16 protein-coding genes are annotated in these 18,592 nt (G+C 70.3%); 13 read left to right on the top strand and 3 right to left on the bottom strand.

Annotation, left to right across the window (positions count from 1 at the left end; genetic code table 11):
* The first annotated feature begins 23 nt into the window (after window positions 1-23).
* The 8 genes from ACFY36_RS47620 to ACFY36_RS47585 all read left to right on the top strand — a co-directional run bounded on the left by ACFY36_RS47620 (window position 24) and on the right by ACFY36_RS47585 (window position 11,037).
* Window positions 24-629 carry a TetR/AcrR family transcriptional regulator gene (locus ACFY36_RS47620; protein ID WP_498656190.1) on the top strand — a complete coding sequence of 202 codons (606 nt, stop codon included), beginning with the start codon at window positions 24-26 and terminating at the stop codon, window positions 627-629.
* 5 nt (window positions 630-634) lie between these two features.
* Complete coding sequence (locus ACFY36_RS47615; RefSeq protein WP_499752539.1) at window positions 635-1,963, top strand: acetyl-CoA carboxylase biotin carboxylase subunit; 1,329 nt, start codon at window positions 635-637, stop codon at window positions 1,961-1,963.
* Between the two features lie 7 nt (window positions 1,964-1,970).
* Complete coding sequence (locus ACFY36_RS47610; protein WP_499752538.1) at window positions 1,971-2,849, top strand: hydroxymethylglutaryl-CoA lyase; 879 nt, start codon at window positions 1,971-1,973, stop codon at window positions 2,847-2,849.
* A 145-nt stretch (window positions 2,850-2,994) separates the two neighbouring features.
* Window positions 2,995-4,026, top strand: coding sequence for a hypothetical protein (locus tag ACFY36_RS47605; protein ID WP_499752537.1), 1,032 nt, complete (start codon window positions 2,995-2,997; stop codon window positions 4,024-4,026).
* A 259-nt stretch (window positions 4,027-4,285) separates the two neighbouring features.
* Window positions 4,286-5,629: a chaplin family protein gene (locus ACFY36_RS47600; protein ID WP_499752536.1), complete on the top strand. Its 1,344-nt coding sequence runs from the start codon at window positions 4,286-4,288 to the stop codon at window positions 5,627-5,629.
* Between the two features lie 215 nt (window positions 5,630-5,844).
* On the top strand, window positions 5,845-7,362 hold the full coding sequence (locus ACFY36_RS47595) for an acyl-CoA carboxylase subunit beta (protein WP_499752535.1): 1,518 nt from the start codon (window positions 5,845-5,847) through the stop codon (window positions 7,360-7,362).
* Between the two features lie 21 nt (window positions 7,363-7,383).
* The gene (locus tag ACFY36_RS47590; RefSeq protein ID WP_499752571.1) at window positions 7,384-8,538 is read left to right on the top strand and encodes an acyl-CoA dehydrogenase family protein; all 1,155 of its coding nucleotides are present in this window, start codon (window positions 7,384-7,386) and stop codon (window positions 8,536-8,538) included.
* A 75-nt stretch (window positions 8,539-8,613) separates the two neighbouring features.
* Window positions 8,614-11,037: an ATP-binding protein gene (locus tag ACFY36_RS47585; RefSeq protein WP_499752534.1), complete on the top strand. Its 2,424-nt coding sequence runs from the start codon at window positions 8,614-8,616 to the stop codon at window positions 11,035-11,037.
* 255 nt (window positions 11,038-11,292) lie between these two features.
* Here the strand turns inward: ACFY36_RS47585 and ACFY36_RS47580 are convergent, their stop codons facing one another.
* Entirely contained in the window at window positions 11,293-11,787 is a 495-nt protein-coding gene (locus tag ACFY36_RS47580; RefSeq protein WP_499752533.1) for a MarR family winged helix-turn-helix transcriptional regulator, read from the bottom strand.
* A gap of 104 nt (window positions 11,788-11,891) precedes the next feature.
* On the opposite strand from ACFY36_RS47580, the gene ACFY36_RS47575 reads away from it, so the two are divergent.
* Window positions 11,892-12,470 (top strand): YceI family protein, encoded by a 579-nt coding sequence (locus tag ACFY36_RS47575; RefSeq protein ID WP_499752532.1) that lies wholly within the window; start codon window positions 11,892-11,894, stop codon window positions 12,468-12,470.
* A 157-nt stretch (window positions 12,471-12,627) separates the two neighbouring features.
* Entirely contained in the window at window positions 12,628-14,076 is a 1,449-nt protein-coding gene (locus ACFY36_RS47570; protein ID WP_499752531.1) for a glutamate-cysteine ligase family protein, read from the top strand.
* Between the two features lie 93 nt (window positions 14,077-14,169).
* Here the strand turns inward: ACFY36_RS47570 and ACFY36_RS47565 are convergent, their stop codons facing one another.
* The gene (locus tag ACFY36_RS47565; protein WP_499752530.1) at window positions 14,170-15,750 is read right to left on the bottom strand and encodes a Hansenula MRAKII killer toxin-resistant protein 1; all 1,581 of its coding nucleotides are present in this window, start codon (window positions 15,748-15,750) and stop codon (window positions 14,170-14,172) included.
* A 167-nt stretch (window positions 15,751-15,917) separates the two neighbouring features.
* Here ACFY36_RS47565 and ACFY36_RS47560 point away from each other — a divergent pair, with 167 nt between their 5' ends.
* On the top strand, window positions 15,918-16,790 hold the full coding sequence (locus tag ACFY36_RS47560) for a PASTA domain-containing protein (RefSeq protein WP_499752529.1): 873 nt from the start codon (window positions 15,918-15,920) through the stop codon (window positions 16,788-16,790).
* A gap of 3 nt (window positions 16,791-16,793) precedes the next feature.
* Here ACFY36_RS47560 and ACFY36_RS47555 read toward each other — a convergent pair whose 3' ends face one another.
* Window positions 16,794-17,093 (bottom strand): hypothetical protein, encoded by a 300-nt coding sequence (locus ACFY36_RS47555; protein WP_498656202.1) that lies wholly within the window; start codon window positions 17,091-17,093, stop codon window positions 16,794-16,796.
* Between the two features lie 385 nt (window positions 17,094-17,478).
* On the opposite strand from ACFY36_RS47555, the gene ACFY36_RS47550 reads away from it, so the two are divergent.
* Entirely contained in the window at window positions 17,479-18,360 is an 882-nt protein-coding gene (locus tag ACFY36_RS47550) for a helix-turn-helix domain-containing protein (protein ID WP_499752528.1), read from the top strand.
* Complete coding sequence (locus ACFY36_RS47545) at window positions 18,324-18,548, top strand: DUF397 domain-containing protein (RefSeq protein ID WP_499752527.1); 225 nt, start codon at window positions 18,324-18,326, stop codon at window positions 18,546-18,548. The genes ACFY36_RS47550 and ACFY36_RS47545 overlap by 37 nt, the downstream gene beginning before the upstream one ends.
* Window positions 18,549-18,592: the final 44 nt, after the last annotated feature.

Raw genomic sequence — 18,592 nt, 5'->3', positions numbered from 1 at the left:
TGACAGAGGGTTAGAGTGACGTCGTGACAACGGTTGATCAGCAGCAGCGCCCGGGGCCGCCCGCTCCCCGGCGACGGTCGCGCCGCGACGAGATCCTGGAGATCGCGGTGGGTCTCTTCGCGGCCCGCGGATATCACGGTGTCTCGATGGACGACATCGGCTCGGCGGCCGGCGTGACCGGCCCGGCGCTCTATCACCACTTCGCCGGCAAAGAGGCGATGCTCGTGGCGGCGCTCATCCCGGTGAGCGAGGGCCTGCTGCACGGTGGTGAGGCCCGCGTCGCGCTGCATCCCGACGACGCCAGCGCCGCGCTCGCCGATCTGATCGACTTCCATGTCGAGTTCGCGCTGGCCAACCCGGCCGTGATCGCCCTGCACCTGCACGAGCTCGACCGCCTGCCCGAGGAGCCGCGACGCCAGATCCGCCGGCTCCAGCGGCTCTACGTCGAGGAGTGGGTGGCCGTGCTGGGCAAGCTGCGCCCCGAGCTCGACGCGGCCGAGGCCCGCGTGCTGGCCCACGCGGCCTTCGGCCTCATGAACTCGACGCCGTTCCTCGGCGGCGAGGTCGACCGGCGCCGCCGGGCCGCGCTGCTGCGCGAGGCCACCATTCACGCGCTGACGGGGCACTGAGGCCGATGATCGAGTCGCTGCTCGTCGCGAACCGGGGCGAGATCGCCCGGCGGATCGTCCGGACCGCGCGGCGGCTCGGCATCCGCACGATCGTGGTGCACTCCGAGGCCGACGCCGGCATGCCGTTCGTGGCCGAGGCCGACGAGGCGGTCTGCGTCGGCCCGGCCAACCCGGCCGAGAGCTACCGCAACGCCGACGCCGTCCTGGCCGCCGCGAAATCGACCGGCGCGCAGGCGATCCATCCGGGCTACGGCTTTCTCAGCGAGAACGCCGACTTCGCCCGCGCGGTCGAGGCCAACGGCCTGATCTGGGTCGGTCCCGGCCCCGAGGCGATCGCCGCGATGGGCGACAAGATCAACGCGCGCAACATCATGGCCGCGGCCGGCGTGCCGGTCGCGCCGGGCTCGCACGATCCGGCGGCCACTGTGGACGCCGCGGTCGCGGCCGCCGCCGAGATCGGCTATCCGGTGATGGTCAAGGCCGCCGCCGGCGGTGGCGGCATGGGCATGGCGGTCGCCGACGACGAAAAGGCGCTGCGCGCCGAGTTCGACAAGGTGCGCGGCTTCGCCGAGCGCATGTTCGGCGACGGCTCGGTGCTGATCGAGCGCTACTTCCCCCGCGTCCGCCACGTCGAGGTGCAGATCCTCGGCCTGGCCGACGGCCGGGTGATCGCCCTGTCCGAGCGCGAGTGCTCGGTGCAGCGCCGCAACCAGAAACTGGTGGAGGAGACGCCCAGCCCGGCCGTCTCGCCCGAGCTGCGTGAGCGTTTCCTGGCCGCCGCGGTGCGGGCCGGCGAGGCCGTCGGCTATCGCAACGCCGGCACGGTCGAGTGCCTGCTCGACCCCACCACCGGCGAGTTCTTCTTCCTTGAGATGAACACGCGCCTGCAGGTCGAACACCCGATCACCGAGATCATCCACGGCATCGACCTGGTCGAGGAGCAGCTGCGCATCGCGTCCGGCGAGCTGACCGATCCGGCCCGGTCCACCAGCGGCCACGCGATCGAGTTCCGGGTCAACGCCGAAGATCCGAAACGCTTCTTCCCCGGTCCCGGCCAGATCACCACGTGGGTCGAGCCGTCCGGCGAGGGCGTCCGCGTCGACTCCGGCTACGCGGAGGGCACGGCGGTCACCCAGCATTACGACTCGCTGATGGCCAAGCTGATCGTCGTCGGCGCCGACCGTGACGAGGCCCTGGCCCGTGCCCGCGAGGCCGTCCGCGATTTCCAGATCGCCGGCCCCAAGAACAACCTGCCGTTCTTCGCCGAGCTGCTCGAAAACCCGGAGTTCCTGTCCGGCGACTACGACACCGGCATCGTGTCCCGAATGAGGTGATCCGCCGATGACGTCAGTGAGCATTCGAGAGGTCGCGCCGCGGGACGGGTTGCAGAACGAGGAACCCATACCGACCGACGCCAAGGTCGCGCTGATCGACGCGCTGAGCGAGACCGGCGTCCGGCGGATCGAGGCTGTCTCCTTTGTGCATCCCAAGGCGATCCCGCAGATGGCCGACGCCGACGAGGTCTGGTCGCGCGCCACGAAACATCCGGAGATCCGCTACTCGGCGCTGATCCCGAACTCGCGCGGCGCGCAGCGGGCCCTCGCGGCCGGTTTCCGCGAGATCGAGGTCGTCGTGTCCGCCTCGGACACTCACAACCGGCGCAACCTCAACCGCTCGACCGGCGAGTCGCTCGACGACATCGCCTCGCTCGTCCCGCTGATCCACGAGGCCGGCGCGACGGTCGAGGTGATTGTCGCGACCAGCTTCGGCTGCCCGTTCGAGGGCGACATCGATCCCGATCGGGTGGCCGGCATCGTGGCCCGGGTCCGTGCCGACGGCGCCGACCGCATCGCCTTCGGCGACACGACCGGCATGGCGACTCCCCGCCGGGTGCGTGATCTTCTCTCGGCCGTCCGTCCCGACCTTCTGCATTTCCACAACACCAGGGGTACGGGGCTGGCCAACATCCTCACCGCGCTCGAGCTGGGGGTGGCCGAGTTCGACGCCAGCGCCGGCGGGATCGGTGGCTGTCCTTATGCGCCCGGCGCTTCGGGGAACGTGGCGACCGAGGAGGTCGTCCACATGCTCCATGACATGGGCATCGACACCGGAATCGACCTCGACCGTCTGATCGAGGTCGCCGGTACGGCTGAGAAACTGCTCGGCCGTACCCTGCCGTCGGGTGTTCTACGCGCGGGGCCACGGACGAGATTGGTGTGATTTCCGCCGCAGCCCGCTGCGATCATTTTTCCGATTTGCCCGCGTGACCGCTGTCCCGTCGTTTCGTTACCAATACCGAGTGGCCGATATCGCCGAATACGGCGGATCCGCCACCGGATCGAGTCGAAACGACGAGGGGCGGAACATGACGGGGCTGGGGGTCGTGCGTTCACACGCCACGCTGCCAGGGCCGATCGTGCCGCCCGCCGGCGACTCCACGCCCGTGCCGCCTCACATCCAGGGGGCGGAGTGGCGTACGGAGAGCCGCGCACGCCGGCACACCGGATCCCGGTGGGGCCTGCGAGTCCTCGTCGTCGGCGGCCTGGCCGGTGCGGCCTGGCTGCTCACCGGTGCCGCCGCACATGCAGCGGACCGGGTCGACGGGCCGGACGGCTCGTTGCTCGGCTCCGTCATCGGCGCCGACACCACAGCTCCGGTCACCGGTCTCCTACAGGCGGCTGTCCAGCCGCTGGAGGCGGAACGACCGGACCATGAGCGACCCTTGACCGACATCCTCGACGTTCCCCGGCGGGTTCTCTCCCATCCGGCGGAGACTGTCGTCGACGAGGTCACCGACGACCACACCGGGACACCGGTGGACGCCGCCGTGAGCGACGTCGACCAGGTCCTCTCGGATGTCACCGGCACAATCCGCCTCATCGGCGGCCCGGAGACACCACAGCGGCTCGCCGCGGTGACCGACGCTGTCACCGAGACCGAGAGCCCGGCCGACGATCGGCCGGCGCCTTCGGACGAGGAACGGCAGCAGCCGGTCGACGCCGGCACGGCGAGCCCTGTCACGACCTTCCGCGCCCCGGTCACCGGCCATCGCGCCGCCGTACCGGTCAAGCACGGCAAGGTCTCCTCCGCACGATCGGCCCATCGGCACCACCACCACGCCCGCGCCGCTCAGGCGGCGAAGGTCGTGGCGCCGGATCGGGCCGGGGAGGAAAGCACGCCCGGCGATGACGAGCCGGCCGCTCCTCTGCGGCTGAGGCTCGGGGACGTCAGCGGCACCCCGACCAGCGGGTCGGGAACACCGACGGAAGGTGGCTCCGCGGCCTTCCTGCCGGCTGCGATCGCTAACGGCACGATGGCCAGCCATCTCGCCGCGATCGCGTCCGATGTCGAGGCCCGGCAGCACGACGCCGAGGCACCGACCGTCTCGCCTGACTGAGTGATGGCGCTCGACGACCGGCCGGCACCGCTTCGGTGCCCGCGGTCGGGCCCGATTCCCGAACCGCTTGCGAACAAGCGGCGAATCGCAGACGCCTGAATCACACGCACCGCACCGAAGCGCCTTGTGGGCGCATGTCGACAAGCGGAGTCAGGGCAGAAATCTACCGAGCCAGGGCACCGCTGCGCCCGAAACGCATCGTCCCAATTGAATACGTATGCATTTTGCCGAAACATTCTTGAAAGGCATTTCTTTCCTCATGAAGACTTGGGTTCGTAAGACTCTGAGCGTCGGCGTCCTGGCCGCTGGCGCCCTGCTGTTCGCCCCGGCCGCCGCGCAGGCCGACTCCATCCAGAGCAACGGCGACAACAACGGGATCCTCAACGGCACCCAGCTCGCCGTCCCGGTCCGGGTTCCGGTCAACGTCGTCGGCACCTCGGTCGGCATCCTCGGCGTGGCCGACTCGCGCGGCGCCGGCGTCAACTCGCTCGAGAGCGGCCGCCGCGGCGTCCAGTCCAACGGGGACAACAACGGCATCCTGAACGGGACCCAGGCGTACCTGCCGGTCAACGTTCCGGTGAACGTCGTCGGCACCGCGGCTGCGGTCGCCGGCCACGCGCAGGCCTCCGGCGTCGGCGTCAACAAGCTCGAGGAGAGCGGCCGGACCACCGAGCACGGCTGGCGTGACCGCGACGGCGACATCCAGTCGAACGGCGACAACAACGGGATCCTCAACGGCACCCAGCTGTACGCGCCCATCGACGTCCCGATCAACGTCTGTGGCACCTCGATCGCGCTGCTCGGCGCGGCCGACAGCCGCGCGCTCTGCGTGAACAACCTGGAGAGCGGCTCGGTCAAGGGCAAGTCCCGGGCCAAGGAGAGCGGCTGGCAGAGCAACGGCGACAACAACGGGATCGCCAACGGCACCCAGCTGTACGCCCCGATCAGCCTCCCGGTGAACCTGTCCGGCACCTCGGTCGCCGTTCTCGGCGCCTCGGACGCCCGCGCGGTCTCCGTCAACAAGCTGGAGAAGGGCACCGGTCACCACGACGACTTCATCCAGAGCAACGGCGACAACAACGGCATCCTGAACGGCACCCAGATCGGTGTCCCGATCAACGTGCCGATCAACGTCTGCGGCACCTCGATCGGCATCCTGGGCGCGGCCCAGTCGGCGGCGGCGTGCGTCAACGACCTCGGCGACGACGACGACCGTCGTCGTGGCGGCATCTGGGGCGGCGACGACTGGGACGGCGACTGGGACGGTCACCACGGCCACGGCCGCCCGGGTCACCACCACGGTGGCAAGGACGACGACGACTTCGGTGGCGCGCAGGGCGAGGACCCGGACGACTACAAGGGCAACGGCGGCGTCCGGGGCGACGACGACAAGGGCTACGGCGCCAACCAGGGCGAGGAGCCCGCGGCTGAGGAGCCCGTGGACGAGGAGCCGACCGCTGGTTACACCAAGCCGGCCGCGACCGGTTCGGACACCAAGGCCACCGGTGGCCGCAAGGCCCTGACCGAGGGTTCCCCGGTCACCGACCTGGCCGGCACCGTCGGCGACGCCACGGGCCTGGGTCTGCTGAACACGCTTCGCTGATCACCCGCACAGACCGGGTCGCGCCGGTCCCGGGCGCGACCCGACGACGCCAGGAGGCGTCGAGCAGTACCCGGTGTCCCTCCACGGCACCGGAGCAGTGAAACGGACGGGAGTCTCCGCAGCCGGCGGAGGCTCCCGTCCGTCGTTGCCGTGACCTTGACAAGTGGGCTACCCTAACGGTCGTTCAACCTAACGATCGTTCAGGGGGACTCAGCGTGGACGAGCTCGCGCAGACGCGCAAACGCGTGCTGGCCGGTGGCGCCGAGCGCTACCACGCGGCCAACGCGGCCAAGGGCAAGCTCTTCGCCCGCGAGCGCATCGCCCTGCTGGTCGACGAGGGTTCCTTCGTCGAGGACGGCCTCTATGCCAACAGCCTGGCCGACGGACTGCCGGCCGACGGCGTGATCACCGGAGTGGCCCGGCTCGACGGCCGCGACGTCTGCCTCATGGCGAACGACTCCACGGTCAAGGCCGGCTCCTGGGGCGCCCGCACGGTCGAAAAGATCATCCGCATCATCGAGCGGGCCGTGGAGTACGGCGTGCCGATGATCTATCTGGTCGACTCGGCCGGGGCTCGCATCACCGACCAGGTCGACCTCTTCCCGGGCCGCCGCGGCGCCGGGAAGATCTTCCACACCCAGGTGCGCGCGTCCGGTGCGATCCCGCAGGCCTGCGCCCTGTTCGGCCCGTCGGCGGCCGGTGGGGCGTACATGCCGGCCTTCTGCGACGTCGTGGCCATGGTCGAGGGCAACGCGAGCATGTATCTGGGCTCCGACCGCATGGTCGAGATGGTCACCGGGGAGAAGACGACGCTCGAGGCGATGGGCGGGGCCAAGGTGCACTGCACCGAGTCCGGCGTCGGCCACTTCCTCTGCAAGACCGAGCAGGACGCGCTCGAGGTCGTACGGACCTATCTCTCCTTCATGCCCTCCAACTGGGAGCAGCGCCCGCCCGTGGCCGAGCCGCGGGAGAGCACCGGCGCCGACCTCGCCGCCATGGTCCCGGAGAGCGAGCGCCAGGCCTTCGACATGCGGCGCTACGTCAAGGGCCTGGTCGACGAGGGTTCGTACTTCGAGATCCAGGCCCTGTGGGCCAAGGAGCTCACGATCGGCTTCGCGCGGCTCGACGGCGAGGTCGTCGGCGTCGTCGGCAACAACTCGATGTTCAAGGGCGGCGTGCTCTTCCCCGACTCGGCCGACAAGGCGAGCCGGTTCGTGCAGCTCTGCGACGCGTTCAACGTCCCGCTGCTCTTCCTCTGCGACGTGCCCGGCTTCATGGTCGGGTCCGCGGTGGAGAAGCAGGGGATCATCCGGCACGGCGCCAAGATGGTCACCGCGATCTCCGAGGCCACGGTGCCGAAGATCTGCGTGGTGGTCCGGAAGGCCTACGGCGCCGGGCTGTACGCCATGGCCGGCCCCGGCTTCGACCCGGAGGCCACCATCGCCCTGCCCACCGCCAAGATCGCGGTGATGGGGGCCGAGGCCGCGGTGAACGCGGTCTACGCCAACAAGATCGCCGCCCTGCCGACCGACGAGGAACGGGCCGCCTTCGTGGCCGAGCGCCGAGCCGAGTACGAGCAGGACATCGACATCATGCGGCTGGCCAGTGAGCTGGTCGTGGACACCGTCGTCGAGCCGGGCGACCTGCGCGACGAGCTCATCCGCCGCTACCGCGCCGCGCGCGGCAAAGATCGCGGCTTCGCCCGGCGCCGGCACGGCGTCACCCCTGTCTGATCTCTGAAGGAGCACGCCATGGTGGACTTCCGGCTCGGCGAGGAGCAGGAGGCGCTGCGCGCCAGCGTCCGGGACTTCGCCGTGGAACAGGTCGCGCCGGTCATCGCCGACCACTACGAGCACAAGACCTTCCCGTACGACCTGGTCCGCCAGATGGGCAAGATGGGCCTGTTCGGCCTGCCCTTCCCCGAGGAGTTCGGCGGCATGGGCGGCGACTACTTCGCGCTCTGCATCGCCCTCGAGGAACTGGCCAGAGTGGACAGCTCGGTCGCGGTCACGCTCGAGGCGGCCGTCTCCCTCGGCGCCATGCCGATCTACCGGTTCGGCACGCCCGAGCAGAGGGAGCAGTGGCTGCCGCGCCTGGCCACCGGCGAGGCGCTGGCCGGCTTCGGCCTCACCGAGCCCGGCACCGGCTCCGACGCGGCCGGCACGACCACCCGGGCCGTGCTCGACGAGACGACGAACGAGTGGGTGATCAACGGGACCAAGGCGTTCATCACGAACTCCGGCACCGACATCACCTGCCTGGTCACCGTCATGGCGGTGACCGGCGTCAACCCGGACGGCTCGAAGGAGCTCTCCACGATCATCGTGCCCTCCGGCACGCCCGGCTTCACGGTGGCGCCCGGCTATTCCAAGGTGGGCTGGTGCGCGTCGGACACCCACGAGCTTTTCTTCGATGACGTACGCGTCCCCGCCGGCAACCTGCTCGGCGAGCGGGGTCGCGGTTTCGCCCAGTTCCTGCGCATCCTCGACGAGGGCCGCATCGCGATCGCCGCGCTCTCGGTCGGGCTCGCCCAGGGCTGCGTCGACGAGTCGGTGAAGTACGCCAACCAGCGCACCGCCTTCGGCAAGACGATCGGCAACTACCAGGCCGTCCAGTTCATGATCGCCGACATGGAGCTGCGGGCGCACACGGCCCGGCTCGGCTACTACGACGCGGCGGCCCGCATGCTGGCCGGCGACGACTTCAAGCGCTACGCGGCGATCGCCAAGCTGAACGCCAGCAACGCGGCCATGGAGAACAGCCGCTGGGCGACCCAGGTGCACGGCGGCTACGGCTTCATGAACGAGTCGGCCGTCGGCCGCTTCTACCGCGACGCCAAGATTCTGGAGATCGGCGAGGGCACCTCCGAGGTCCAGCGCATGCTGATCGCGCGGGGCCTCGGCCTCTGATAGAGATACGTCCGCTTTCCGACAAGAGCGGATCTCTGCTCGCGGGCGACGTCGTCCCTGCATAGGTTCGGTCTCATGGCGGCTGATGACGCGGACGACCGGGCCGGTTCCGGCTTCGCCCTCGTGCTGCGCCGTCACCGGCTGACCGCCAGGCTGACCCAGGAGGAACTGGCCACCCGGGCCGCCATCGGGGTCCGGACGGTCCGCGACCTCGAGCGCGGCCGGGCGTCCCGTCCCCAGCGCACGACGGCCGAGCTGCTGGCGGCCGCGCTCAGCCTGGCCGGCGCCGAGCGCGAGGCGTTCCTGGCCGCGGCCCGTGGCCAGTCCACGGAGGAGCCGCCGGCACCGCCGACCGGCTTCCTGCGGGTGCTGCAGACCGTCGAGCTGATCGGCCGCGACGACGAGAGCGCCGAGCTGGACGCCCTGCTCACCGACCCCGACGGCCCGCGCGGCCTCACCCTGGTCGGCATCGCCGGTGTCGGCAAGACCAGCCTCGCCTTCGTGGTCGCGCGCCAGGTCGCCCACGCCTATCCGGGCGGCGTGGCCGGCGTCGTGATCACCGACGGCAGCACGGTCGGCGAGATGCTCGGCAGCATCGCCGCCGAGTTCGGCGTCGGACGCCCCGACGACCTGCGCGAACGGCTCGGCGGCCGGCCCGCCCTGCTGTTCGTCGACGCGGTCGAGCGCTCACCCGAGGCCGCCGCCGAGAGCCTGGCCCGCCTGCTTGAACGGCTGCCCGAGCTGCGCTTCATCGCCACCGGCCGGCACCCGGTCGGTCTGCGGTCGGAGCGGGTGTGGCCGGTGGCCCCGCTGACCGCACCGCCGCCCGAGATCTCGAACGCCCTGCCGGACGTGTCGGCGTACCCCGCGGTCGGTCTTTTCCTGGAACGCCTCGGCCGTCAGCTGGAGGCCGACGAGGTCGCGCCCCTGGCCGCCCTGGTCCGCCGGCTCGGCGGGCTGCCGCTCGCGATCGAGCTGGCCGCCGCCCGCGGGCGCGTGCTGACCGTCCCCGAGATCCTCGACCGATATGGCGACCGCGTGCTCGACCTCGACCGGCCCGGTTCCGGGCTGCCGCCCCGCGAGACCGTGGTGTCGCTGCGCGAGGCCGTGGCCGCCAGCTACCGGCTGCTCGACGCCGACGAGCAGCGGGCGCTGCGCCGGCTCGCGATGTTCCGCTATCGCTGGTCGCTCGAACTGGCCGAGCAGCTGATCGGCGACGGGCACGCCGACGTGGTGCACCTGCTCGACCGGCTGCTCGAGCTCGGCCTGCTCAGCGTGCGCGGCCGCCGGGCCTTCCGGTTCCGGCTGCTCGACGTCGTGCGCGACTTCGCGGCCGAGCGGGCCGCGGCCGAGGGCGAGGTCACCGAGGCGAGGCGGCGGCACGCGCTGGCCCTGGCCGACCTCGCGCAGCGCACGGCGCCCGACCTGATCGGCGTCCGGCTGGCCGAGGCCGCCGACCGTCTCGACAGCGTGGCCGGTGACCTGGGCACGGCGCTGGTCTTCGCGGCCGGTGAAGATCCGCACACCGCCCTGCGGATAGCGGCCGCGCTTCCGCGCTGGTGGCGGTTCCGCGGGCGCGACGTCACGGGGCGGCAATGGCTGCGACGGCTCGTCGACGACCCCCGTACCGCCGACGCCGATCCGGCCGTGCGGGCCTGGGCGCGCATCGGCCTGGCCCAGCTCGCGCTCGAGCACGGCGCCGGCGCGGAGGAGATCGGCTCGGCGGCGGCGGCGCTGGCGGAGTTCGAACGACTCGGCTCGGCGGCCGGTCAGCTCACCGCGCACACCCAGCTCGCGTCGCTGTGGATGACCACCGGCGGGTTCGGCGAGGCGCGCCGGCACGGTGAGGCGGCGCTGCTCCTGGCGCGCCGCGGTGGCCGTACGAGAGACATGGCCATCGCCGAGAACAACCTGACCTGGCACGAGATCCGCGAGGGCGACCTGCCGGCCGCGCGGCGCCGCCTGGCCGCGGTCGACGAGCTGGCCGGCGCGTGCGGCGAGCTCCGGCTGCGCGCGGTGGCGCTGGCCAACCTGGCCGAAGTGGCCCGGCTGGACGGGCACCCCGACGAGGCCGAGCGGCTGGGGCGCGGCGCGATGACCGAGCTGATCGAGGTCGGCGACCCGAACCATCGGCGGCGGCTGCTGGCCACGATCGGCCAGGCGCTGGCCGAGTCGGGCCGCGTCACCGAGGCGGCCGCGGTGCTCGATCAGCTTCGTACCGAGGACGACCAGCCGCCGGACGGCCCGGCCGCGGTCGTGGAGGCGGCGATCGCGCTCCACCGGGGCGAGAACAAGCGGGCGGCCGAGTGTTTTGCGGCGGCCGTGGAGGCGTACGAGGGCGGCCATGATCCTCGAGACACGGTCGAGGCCCTGGTCGGCCTGATCGTGAGCACGCCGAACGCCGAGGACCGGGAAGCGGCCGAGCGGCGCCTGCGGGATCGGTGCCGGACCGGCGGGATCACGCTGCTCCCGCGCGACCGTTCGCGACTCGGCTCCTGACGGGAGCGGGGCGCGGACAGCCGGCGATCGTGCCCCCCACGCGCCGGCCATCGCAACGCCCCACCCGTTACGCGGCGTGAACGAAGCTCCCCCGTCAGCCCCGCACGCGCCTCGGTCGCGCCGCATCCCCCTGCGCGGATCACAGTAGCCGTGCGGCGCTGCAAAGCCCGGGAGATTTGTCCCTTTTGGTCACCGAGTCGCCCGATCCTGCCGGTACTTCTGCCGGTTGTTCCCCGGTGCTGCCACCGGCCGTGATCAGGCGGCTGCTGCGGGTTCCTGATCGTCGGCGCTGCCGGCCGTGGCGCAGGGATTGACCGCGTCCCGGATGCGGCGGAGCGAGGTCATCAACCCGTCGAGCTCGGCCGGGCTGAGCTGGCCGATGAACCACTGCTGGAGCAACTCGATGTGACCGGGGAGCACCTCGTCGAGCCGCTGCCGGCCGAGATCGGTGATCACCGCGTACGAGCTGCGGCGGTCGGTCGCACAGGCCTCGCGAACGACCAGGCCGTCGCGGTCCATCCGGTCGACGACGCGGGTGACACCACTGGTGGAGAGGGAGGTCTGACCGGCAAGGTCGGTCATGCGGAGCCGGTGGCCAGGGGAGCGCGCAAGCCTCATCAGCACCTCGAACTCGACGGCTGAGAGGCGGTGTTCCTCGAACTGGGCGGCGAAACGATTGGTCAGCCCCGTGAACGCCTCGGCGAACAGCCCGAAGGCGGTGAAGCGGGGGTCATCCAGGTTCGTACTCACAAGACCATCGTACACCGGCCCTTGACACGTGGAATATTGCTTGGCATATAGTTGCTGTGTCAGACAAACACCGACCGTCCCGTGCTTCGAGAGAAGGAATTGTCATGACCGAGTCCGTCGCCACCACTCGCGCTTACGAGGGTCTCCAGATCCCGGCCGCCGGCACCTACGACCTGGATGCCGCGCACAAGCGCGTCGGGTTCGTGGCGCGACACCTCATGGTCAGCAAGGTGCGCGGCCAGTTCGCCGAGGCCAGCGCGGTCATCACGATCGCCGAGGACCCGCTGCAGTCCTCCGTCACCGCGTCGATCACCGCCGCCAGCATCGAGACCGGCCAGGTCGACCGCGACAACCACCTGCGCAGCGGTGACTTCTTCGAGTCCGAGAAGTACCCGACCCTCGAGTTCCGCAGCACCGGCATCAAGAGCCACGCGGGCGCCGAGTTCGTCCTCGACGGCGAGCTCACCATCAAGGGCGTGACCAAGCCGGTCGAGCTGGTCGTCGAGTTCGAGGGCGCCGGCACGAGCCCGTACGGCCAGTCGGTCTTCGGTTTCAGCGCGCACACCGAGATCGACCGCGAGGACTGGGGCCTGACCTGGAACATGGCCCTCGAGAGCGGTGGCGTCATGGTCAGCAAGAAGATCAAGATCGAGATCGAGGGCGAGGCCGTCCGCCGCGCCTGATCGTCCACTGAAGAGCCGCCGTCCGCATGTCAGGACGGCGGCTCTTCGTTTGCTGGTGTTACCTCCCGCCAAGATGGCAAGGTGGACCGGGCGTACAGGTTCGCTCACAGAGTGGTGATCGACGTCCGTTTCGTCCCTGGCCGTGCCGGGAGGACAAGTGGGTTTCGCACCCGAAGATCGCGTGCCGTACCGGCAGAAGGTGCGTCACTGTCTCGACGCGTTCGCCCAGATGCTCGACCAGGGTGTCTTCGCGTCGCGGGACGGGATGACCGGCCTCGAGATCGAGATCAACCTGATCGACGCCGACGCCCGGCCGGCCATGCGCAACGCCGAGGTGCTGGCCCGCCTCGACGACCCGGCGTTCCAGACCGAGCTCGGCCAGTTCAACCTCGAACTGAACGCCCCACCCCGCTCGATCGGCGGCTGCGGCCTCGCCGACTACGAACAAGCGCTGAGCGACAGCCTCGACCGCGCCGCCGCCAAGGCCGACTGCCGCCTCGTGATGATCGGCATGCTGCCCACCCTCACCCCCGGCGACCTGGTCCTCGACAACCTCTCCGCCAACGAGCGCTACCGCCGGCTCAACGACGAGATGGCCGGCGCCCGCGGCGAGCAGTTCCGCGTCGACATCCACGGCGTCGAACGATTACAGAGCACCAGCGACTCGATCACCCCAGAGGCCGCCTGCACCAGCGTGCAGTTCCACCTCCAGGTGCCACCGGACCGCTTCCACCGTTTCTGGAACGCTGCCCAGGCCATCGCCGGCCCGCAGGTCGCGATAGGGGCGAATTCCCCGTTCATGTACGGACGGCGCCTGTGGGCGGAAACCAGGATCGCCCTCTTCCAGCAGGCCACGGACACCCGCCCGGACGAACTGAAGGCCCAGGGGGTACGCCCGAGGGTCTGGTTCGGCGAGCGATGGATCACCTCGGTGTTCGACCTGTTCGAGGAGAACGTCACATTCTTCCCGCCGCTGCTCCCGATCCTCGAGGAGGAGGACCCGTTCGAGGTCCTGCGGGCGGGCGGGGTGCCCCACCTGGGTGAGCTGCGCCTGCACAACGGCACGGTCTACCGGTGGAACCGGCCCGTCTACGACGTCACCGAAGGACGGCCCCACCTGCGGGTGGAGAACAGGGTGCTGCCGTCCGGCCCGACCCTGATCGACCTGTTGGCGAACGCGGCCTTCTACTACGGCGTGGTCCGCCAGCTGGCCGAAGAGGAACGCCCGATCTGGTCACGCCTGCCCTTCGCGGCGGCCCGCGACAACTTCCACGCCGGCGCCCGAGCCGGCATCGAGGCGACGATGACGTGGCCGGGCCAGGGCGAGATCGCGGTCACCGACCTGGTCCGCGCGGTCCTGCTGCCGAAGGCGTACGAGGGCCTGGACCTCTACGGCGTCGACCCGCGCCTGCGCGACCGCCTGCTCTCAGTGATCGACGACCGCTGCCGGCTGGCCCGCAACGGAGCCACTTGGCAGACCGATTTCGTACGCCACGCCGAAGAGCACCGGGGCTCGACGCGCCCGGCCGCGCTGCGCGAGATGCTGCTCCGCTACTGGACTTTGCAACAAACCAACGAGCCGATCCACGCCTGGCCCAGCACCTAGCACCGATCCGTCAGCAAGCCGCACCTTCGTGTCGGCTCCCGCGCCTGGCCCGGCACCTCGCGCCCCTCCCGTCGGCAAGCCGCGGTGGTGCGACTAAGCGTCTGCCGGGGGTTTTGGGTTGATTTGGGCGATGGTGGGTGTGGACGGTGGCGGCGCGACCGTCGACTTCGGAGCGGCTTTCTTGGTCGGCCGGGGACGCGTGGGCCGGGCGGCGGCCGCGATCTCGGGATCCACCACCGGGGCCTTGCTCGGAATCTTCAGCTCGGCGGTCTTCTCGGTGGCGGGCTCGGGAGCCGGCTTGGGCACCTTTGGCGCAGATCGATCGGCCACCTGAGAAGGAGCCGGGGCTGAGGGGGTAGCCGAGACCGGGACTGCGGCCGGGCGTGGAGGTGCGGCCTCGGTCTGGCCGGCGGTGGGGCGATCCGACGATTGGGGTGATTCGTCCGTCTGGGGCGTGGTCGGCTGGCTGGGGACCTTTGAACGTCCGAACAGTCTGGTTCTCGCCTTGACGGGCTTCTCGGGCGCCGTGGTCGCCGAGGCGGACGGGTCATCGGGGGTTGCGGCGGTCGGGCCAACCGGGGTTGCGCCGGTCGGGCCGACCGGGGTTGCGCCGGTCGGGCCGACCGGGGTTGCGCCGGTCGGGCCGACCGGGGTTGCGCCGGTCGAGGCGACTGGAGTTGTGGCGGTTCGGCCGGCGGGGGTTGCGGCGGTCGCGGCGCCGGTGGGTGTGGCCACTGGAGTGGGACGGGGCGACACGGGGGCTGCGGCGGCGCGGGTGGCTCGGCGGGTGGCGGTGGAGCGGGCGGCCGCTACGGTCAAGGCGGAGCCGGCCAGGCCGGTCAGGACGGCGTAAGGGGCGATCAAGTACGCGGACTCGATCGGGCCCAGGGCGCCGGTCAGGCGCGGGGCCAGGGCCAGGAACGCGAAGGCGACCAGCAGCGGGCCGGCGGCGCCGGATGTGGCGGCGGCCGCGCTCAGGTCTCCGCGGCGGGCGGCCGGGGCCACGGCGATGGCGCCGATGAGGAAGGCGGCGGCCAAGGTCAGCAGGGCGCTCGGCCAGTAGATGGCTCCGTAGCGGCCGCTCGACGCCACCTCGGCGAACTGCCAGCTTGTCAGATATGTGGCCGAGGTGCGGTTTGTGGCCAGCTCGACGATCACCGCCGCGATGGCCAGGGCCCAGAGCCACACCGTGGTGGCGATCAGGTTTGCCGCCACCGGGGTCGACGAGACCGCCCAGAAGGCCACTATCAAGCCCAGGAGCAGGCCGATTGCGGCGTAGCCGCCGGCGATCACCTGGGGCGTGAACGTGTCCGGGCGTACGGCCGAACGAGCCGGAAGCGCGATCAGCGCGACCGTCACCAAAGCGCCCAAGGCCGCGCAGGCGGCCAGGGCGAAACGCCAGGCGCCCGTTGTCCTCGGACCGGGACCACCTCGGACCCGGCTTCCGATGACCGCGCCGAAGACCGTGGCGCTCGCGGCTATCCAGGTGGCCCAGCCGAGACTGCCGAGCCAGGCGCTGTCGTCCGGTGTCGTGGCGCTCGGCCAGACCACCACGCCCAGGCCGTAGCCCAGGCCCAACTGGGCGGCGCCGGCGCCCGCCGCCACTCCGGCGGCGGTGGCCACTCGCGCGATCCAGCCATCGTCGGCCTTGTTGCCGGCCCGTTTGTCGGCCATGCCGGGCACTGTAGCGGTAAGCGCCGATGCCTGCTAATCCGTCGGTAACCGCACGGATGGCCGTTTCACCCCGGGCGAGCTGGTGTGTTTGTCCCGGGGAGGCCAGACACGTCCCCCAAGATTCGATACGTTGACCCATGCGGGTGACCTAGCCGGAGGAGTGGCTGATGTCCGACGAGAAGCGGCCCGGCGAGCCCTCGGAGAAGCCCGCCGCCGATGACGCGACCCAGCTCGACCTGCCGGCCGCAGAAGACAAGAGCACGAAAGGCACCGCCTCGGTGCCTCCGCCGTCGGACGACGACACGCTCTCGGGCGGCACCCGGCCCGACGACACGCTTGATGACGTACGGACGGTGCCGGCCTTCAAGGACAAGCCGACCACGGTCATGCCCGCCGACGACTGGGCGCCCAGCCGGGCCAATCCGGCCTGGTCGGGGCGGGCCGAGGTGCGCGCGCCGCAGCCGGGCCGGGGATATCCGGAGGTCGACTGGACGGCGGCCGACGCCGAGCCGCGAGGGCGTGACCGGTGGTGGATGCCGATCGTCGTCGGCGTCATCGCGCTGGTCCTGCTCGGCGTCCTGGCCTGGGCCATCTACGTGATCGTGCAGGACGACGACAGCGACGACACGCCGGCGCCGGTGGCGACGACCTCGTCGGCGGCCGCGCCGACGAGGGCCGCCACCACGACCGCTACGGCGACCACGGAAACCACCACGCCGAGCACGGCGCCGACCACGACGGCGCCGACAACCAACACCACCGATCCGACGGACACCGAGGTCACGGTGCCCGCGTTGCGCGGGCTGGCGTTGCCGGCGGCCCAGTCGGCGCTGAACGAGACCGGCCTGAACTACCGGATCATCTACCGGGTGGTGAACGCGCCGGCGGGGACCGTGTTCGACAGTGACCCGGCGGAGGGGCAGGAAGTACCACCGGACACTGTCGTCACGCTCCTGGTCGCCGCCGAGGGCACGACGACCGTGCCGACGACGACCGCGACCACCGGCGCCACGCCGGGCGCCGACGCTGACGGTCAGTGACGGTCAGCGATTGGCACGGGCCGCGCGGGCCTGGACCACACCGCTTCCCAGGCCTGGCTGCCGGCCGTTGCGCGCCCGGGGGTCGGGCGCCTTGCCGACGGCACGCAGGCCGCTGACCTGGACGAAGATGGATCGTCGCTCGACCGCGTCTCCCGAGGGGTTGAGCTCGTAACCGTCCAGCCAGATCCAGCCCTCGTACGTGGGCCAGTCATGAACCCGGATGACACGGAAGAGCATCGGCGCCGCGAACTGGACGCTGGCCGCCTTTGTCACGTGTATGACATCACCGGACCGAGGTAACACGTCAACTCCTGCCCTGTATTCGTCTCGGGGTGAACCTTGACACGGAAGCAACAAGTGTGCACGGCAGAAACGCCATTGCAAGCATCCGATGGTGCCAATCACCGAAAGCGTTGCAGAACGTCACCATGACCGATGCCGCGGAGGATCCCTAGTGGATCAGTCCAATTCGGACGCGGCGAGGATCGGCACCGCGTAATCGGCGCCGGATCGGTGCACTGGGCCGCGCTCGGCCGCATCCTCCAAGTTGACAGAGTGACGCGAGCCATACCGAAAAGATTGCACTACGAGTTCGATCGATGCAAGTTGCATGTCAGCCATCCGTGATTGTTGGTCTTGGCGGCCGTCAACTTGAATCATTAAATGATCGACAGGGAGACTGGTGCTCGTGAATCAGCATCGCAGTCCCACCATTCGCCGCCGCCGGCTCGGGGTCGAGTTGCGCCGGCACCGGGAGGCGGCCCGAATCACGATCGACATGGTGGCCGAGCGACTCGGGTGTTCGACGTCCAAAGTGTCCCGTATTGAGACCGGTCATACGAGCGCCACGCCCGCCGATGTTGCCGCCATGCTGGACATTTATGGCGTAAGTGTCGCGGTGACGCAAGAGCTTGTCCAAATTGCCCGAGAAGCGCGGCAAAAGGGATGGTGGCATCCCTTTTCAACGGTTTTGAGCGGCGCCTATGTGGGACTCGAGGCGGCCACCAGGTGCATCCGGACGTACGAACAGCAGGTCATACCCGGTTTGCTGCAGAGCGAAGAGTATGCAATTGCGATGATTCGGGCCGCCCGGTCGGGGGACAACGACCAGGAAATCGAGCAGCGGGTGCGCGTCCGGATGGAGCGGCAATCGTTATTGATTCAGGACGATCCGATCGATCTTTGGGCGGTGCTCGATGAGGCGGTGGTGAGCCGGCCGGTCGGCGGCGACGCGGTGATGCGTGATCAATTGGCGAAATTGATCAATGCCGCGCGGTTGCCGAACGTCACCTTGCAGATCTTGCCGTTCGCCGCCGGTGCGCATGCGGGCATGGACAGCACGTTCGCCATTCTCGAGTTCGAAGAGGAGGGGGACGCGGACGTGGTCTACATCGACAACGCGACCGGTGGCCTGTTTCTGGAGAAGGCCGAGGAGCTCGGCAAGTACATCTCCATCTTCGAGAACATCCAGGCGACGGCCCTCCCCCCGGAGGAGTCCATCGAGATGATTGAAATGCTGGTAGAGGAGCCATTGTGGAAGTCGAATCGAAGGGTTTCCGGCTCGATCTGAGCCGCGCACAGTGGTTCAAGAGCACGCGCAGCGGCCCCAACTCCGACAACTGCGTCGAAGTGGCCTTCGTGGAGGAGGCCATAGCCGTACGCGACTCCAAGAACCCGGACGGTCCGGCGCTGATCTTCACCGCCGCCGAGTGGGACGCGTTCGTCGGCGGCGCCAAGGACGGCGAGTTCGACCTCTGACCTCGCGGTCCTGTCACCACGCGGCCGGCCCTCCCGCCGAGCGG

Source organism: Actinoplanes sp. NPDC000266, from assembly GCF_042899005.1.
In the GTDB taxonomy this organism is placed as follows: Bacteria; Actinomycetota; Actinomycetes; order Mycobacteriales; family Micromonosporaceae; genus Actinoplanes.
The sequence above is the reverse complement of the archived record's forward strand: the minus strand, read 5'-3'. Positions and strand labels throughout refer to the sequence as shown.

Coding starts and splice junctions, on each gene's coding strand:
- ACFY36_RS47615 (WP_499752539.1), top strand. CDS start 635: ATGATCGAGTCGCTGCTCGTCGCGAACCGGGGCGAGATCGCCCGGCGG.
- ACFY36_RS47610 (WP_499752538.1), top strand. CDS start 1,971: ATGACGTCAGTGAGCATTCGAGAGGTCGCGCCGCGGGACGGGTTGCAG.
- ACFY36_RS47605 (WP_499752537.1), top strand. CDS start 2,995: ATGACGGGGCTGGGGGTCGTGCGTTCACACGCCACGCTGCCAGGGCCG.
- ACFY36_RS47600 (WP_499752536.1), top strand. CDS start 4,286: ATGAAGACTTGGGTTCGTAAGACTCTGAGCGTCGGCGTCCTGGCCGCT.
- ACFY36_RS47585 (WP_499752534.1), top strand. CDS start 8,614: ATGGCGGCTGATGACGCGGACGACCGGGCCGGTTCCGGCTTCGCCCTC.
- ACFY36_RS47575 (WP_499752532.1), top strand. CDS start 11,892: ATGACCGAGTCCGTCGCCACCACTCGCGCTTACGAGGGTCTCCAGATC.
- ACFY36_RS47565 (WP_499752530.1), bottom strand. CDS start 15,750: ATGGCCGACAAACGGGCCGGCAACAAGGCCGACGATGGCTGGATCGCG.
- ACFY36_RS47560 (WP_499752529.1), top strand. CDS start 15,918: ATGTCCGACGAGAAGCGGCCCGGCGAGCCCTCGGAGAAGCCCGCCGCC.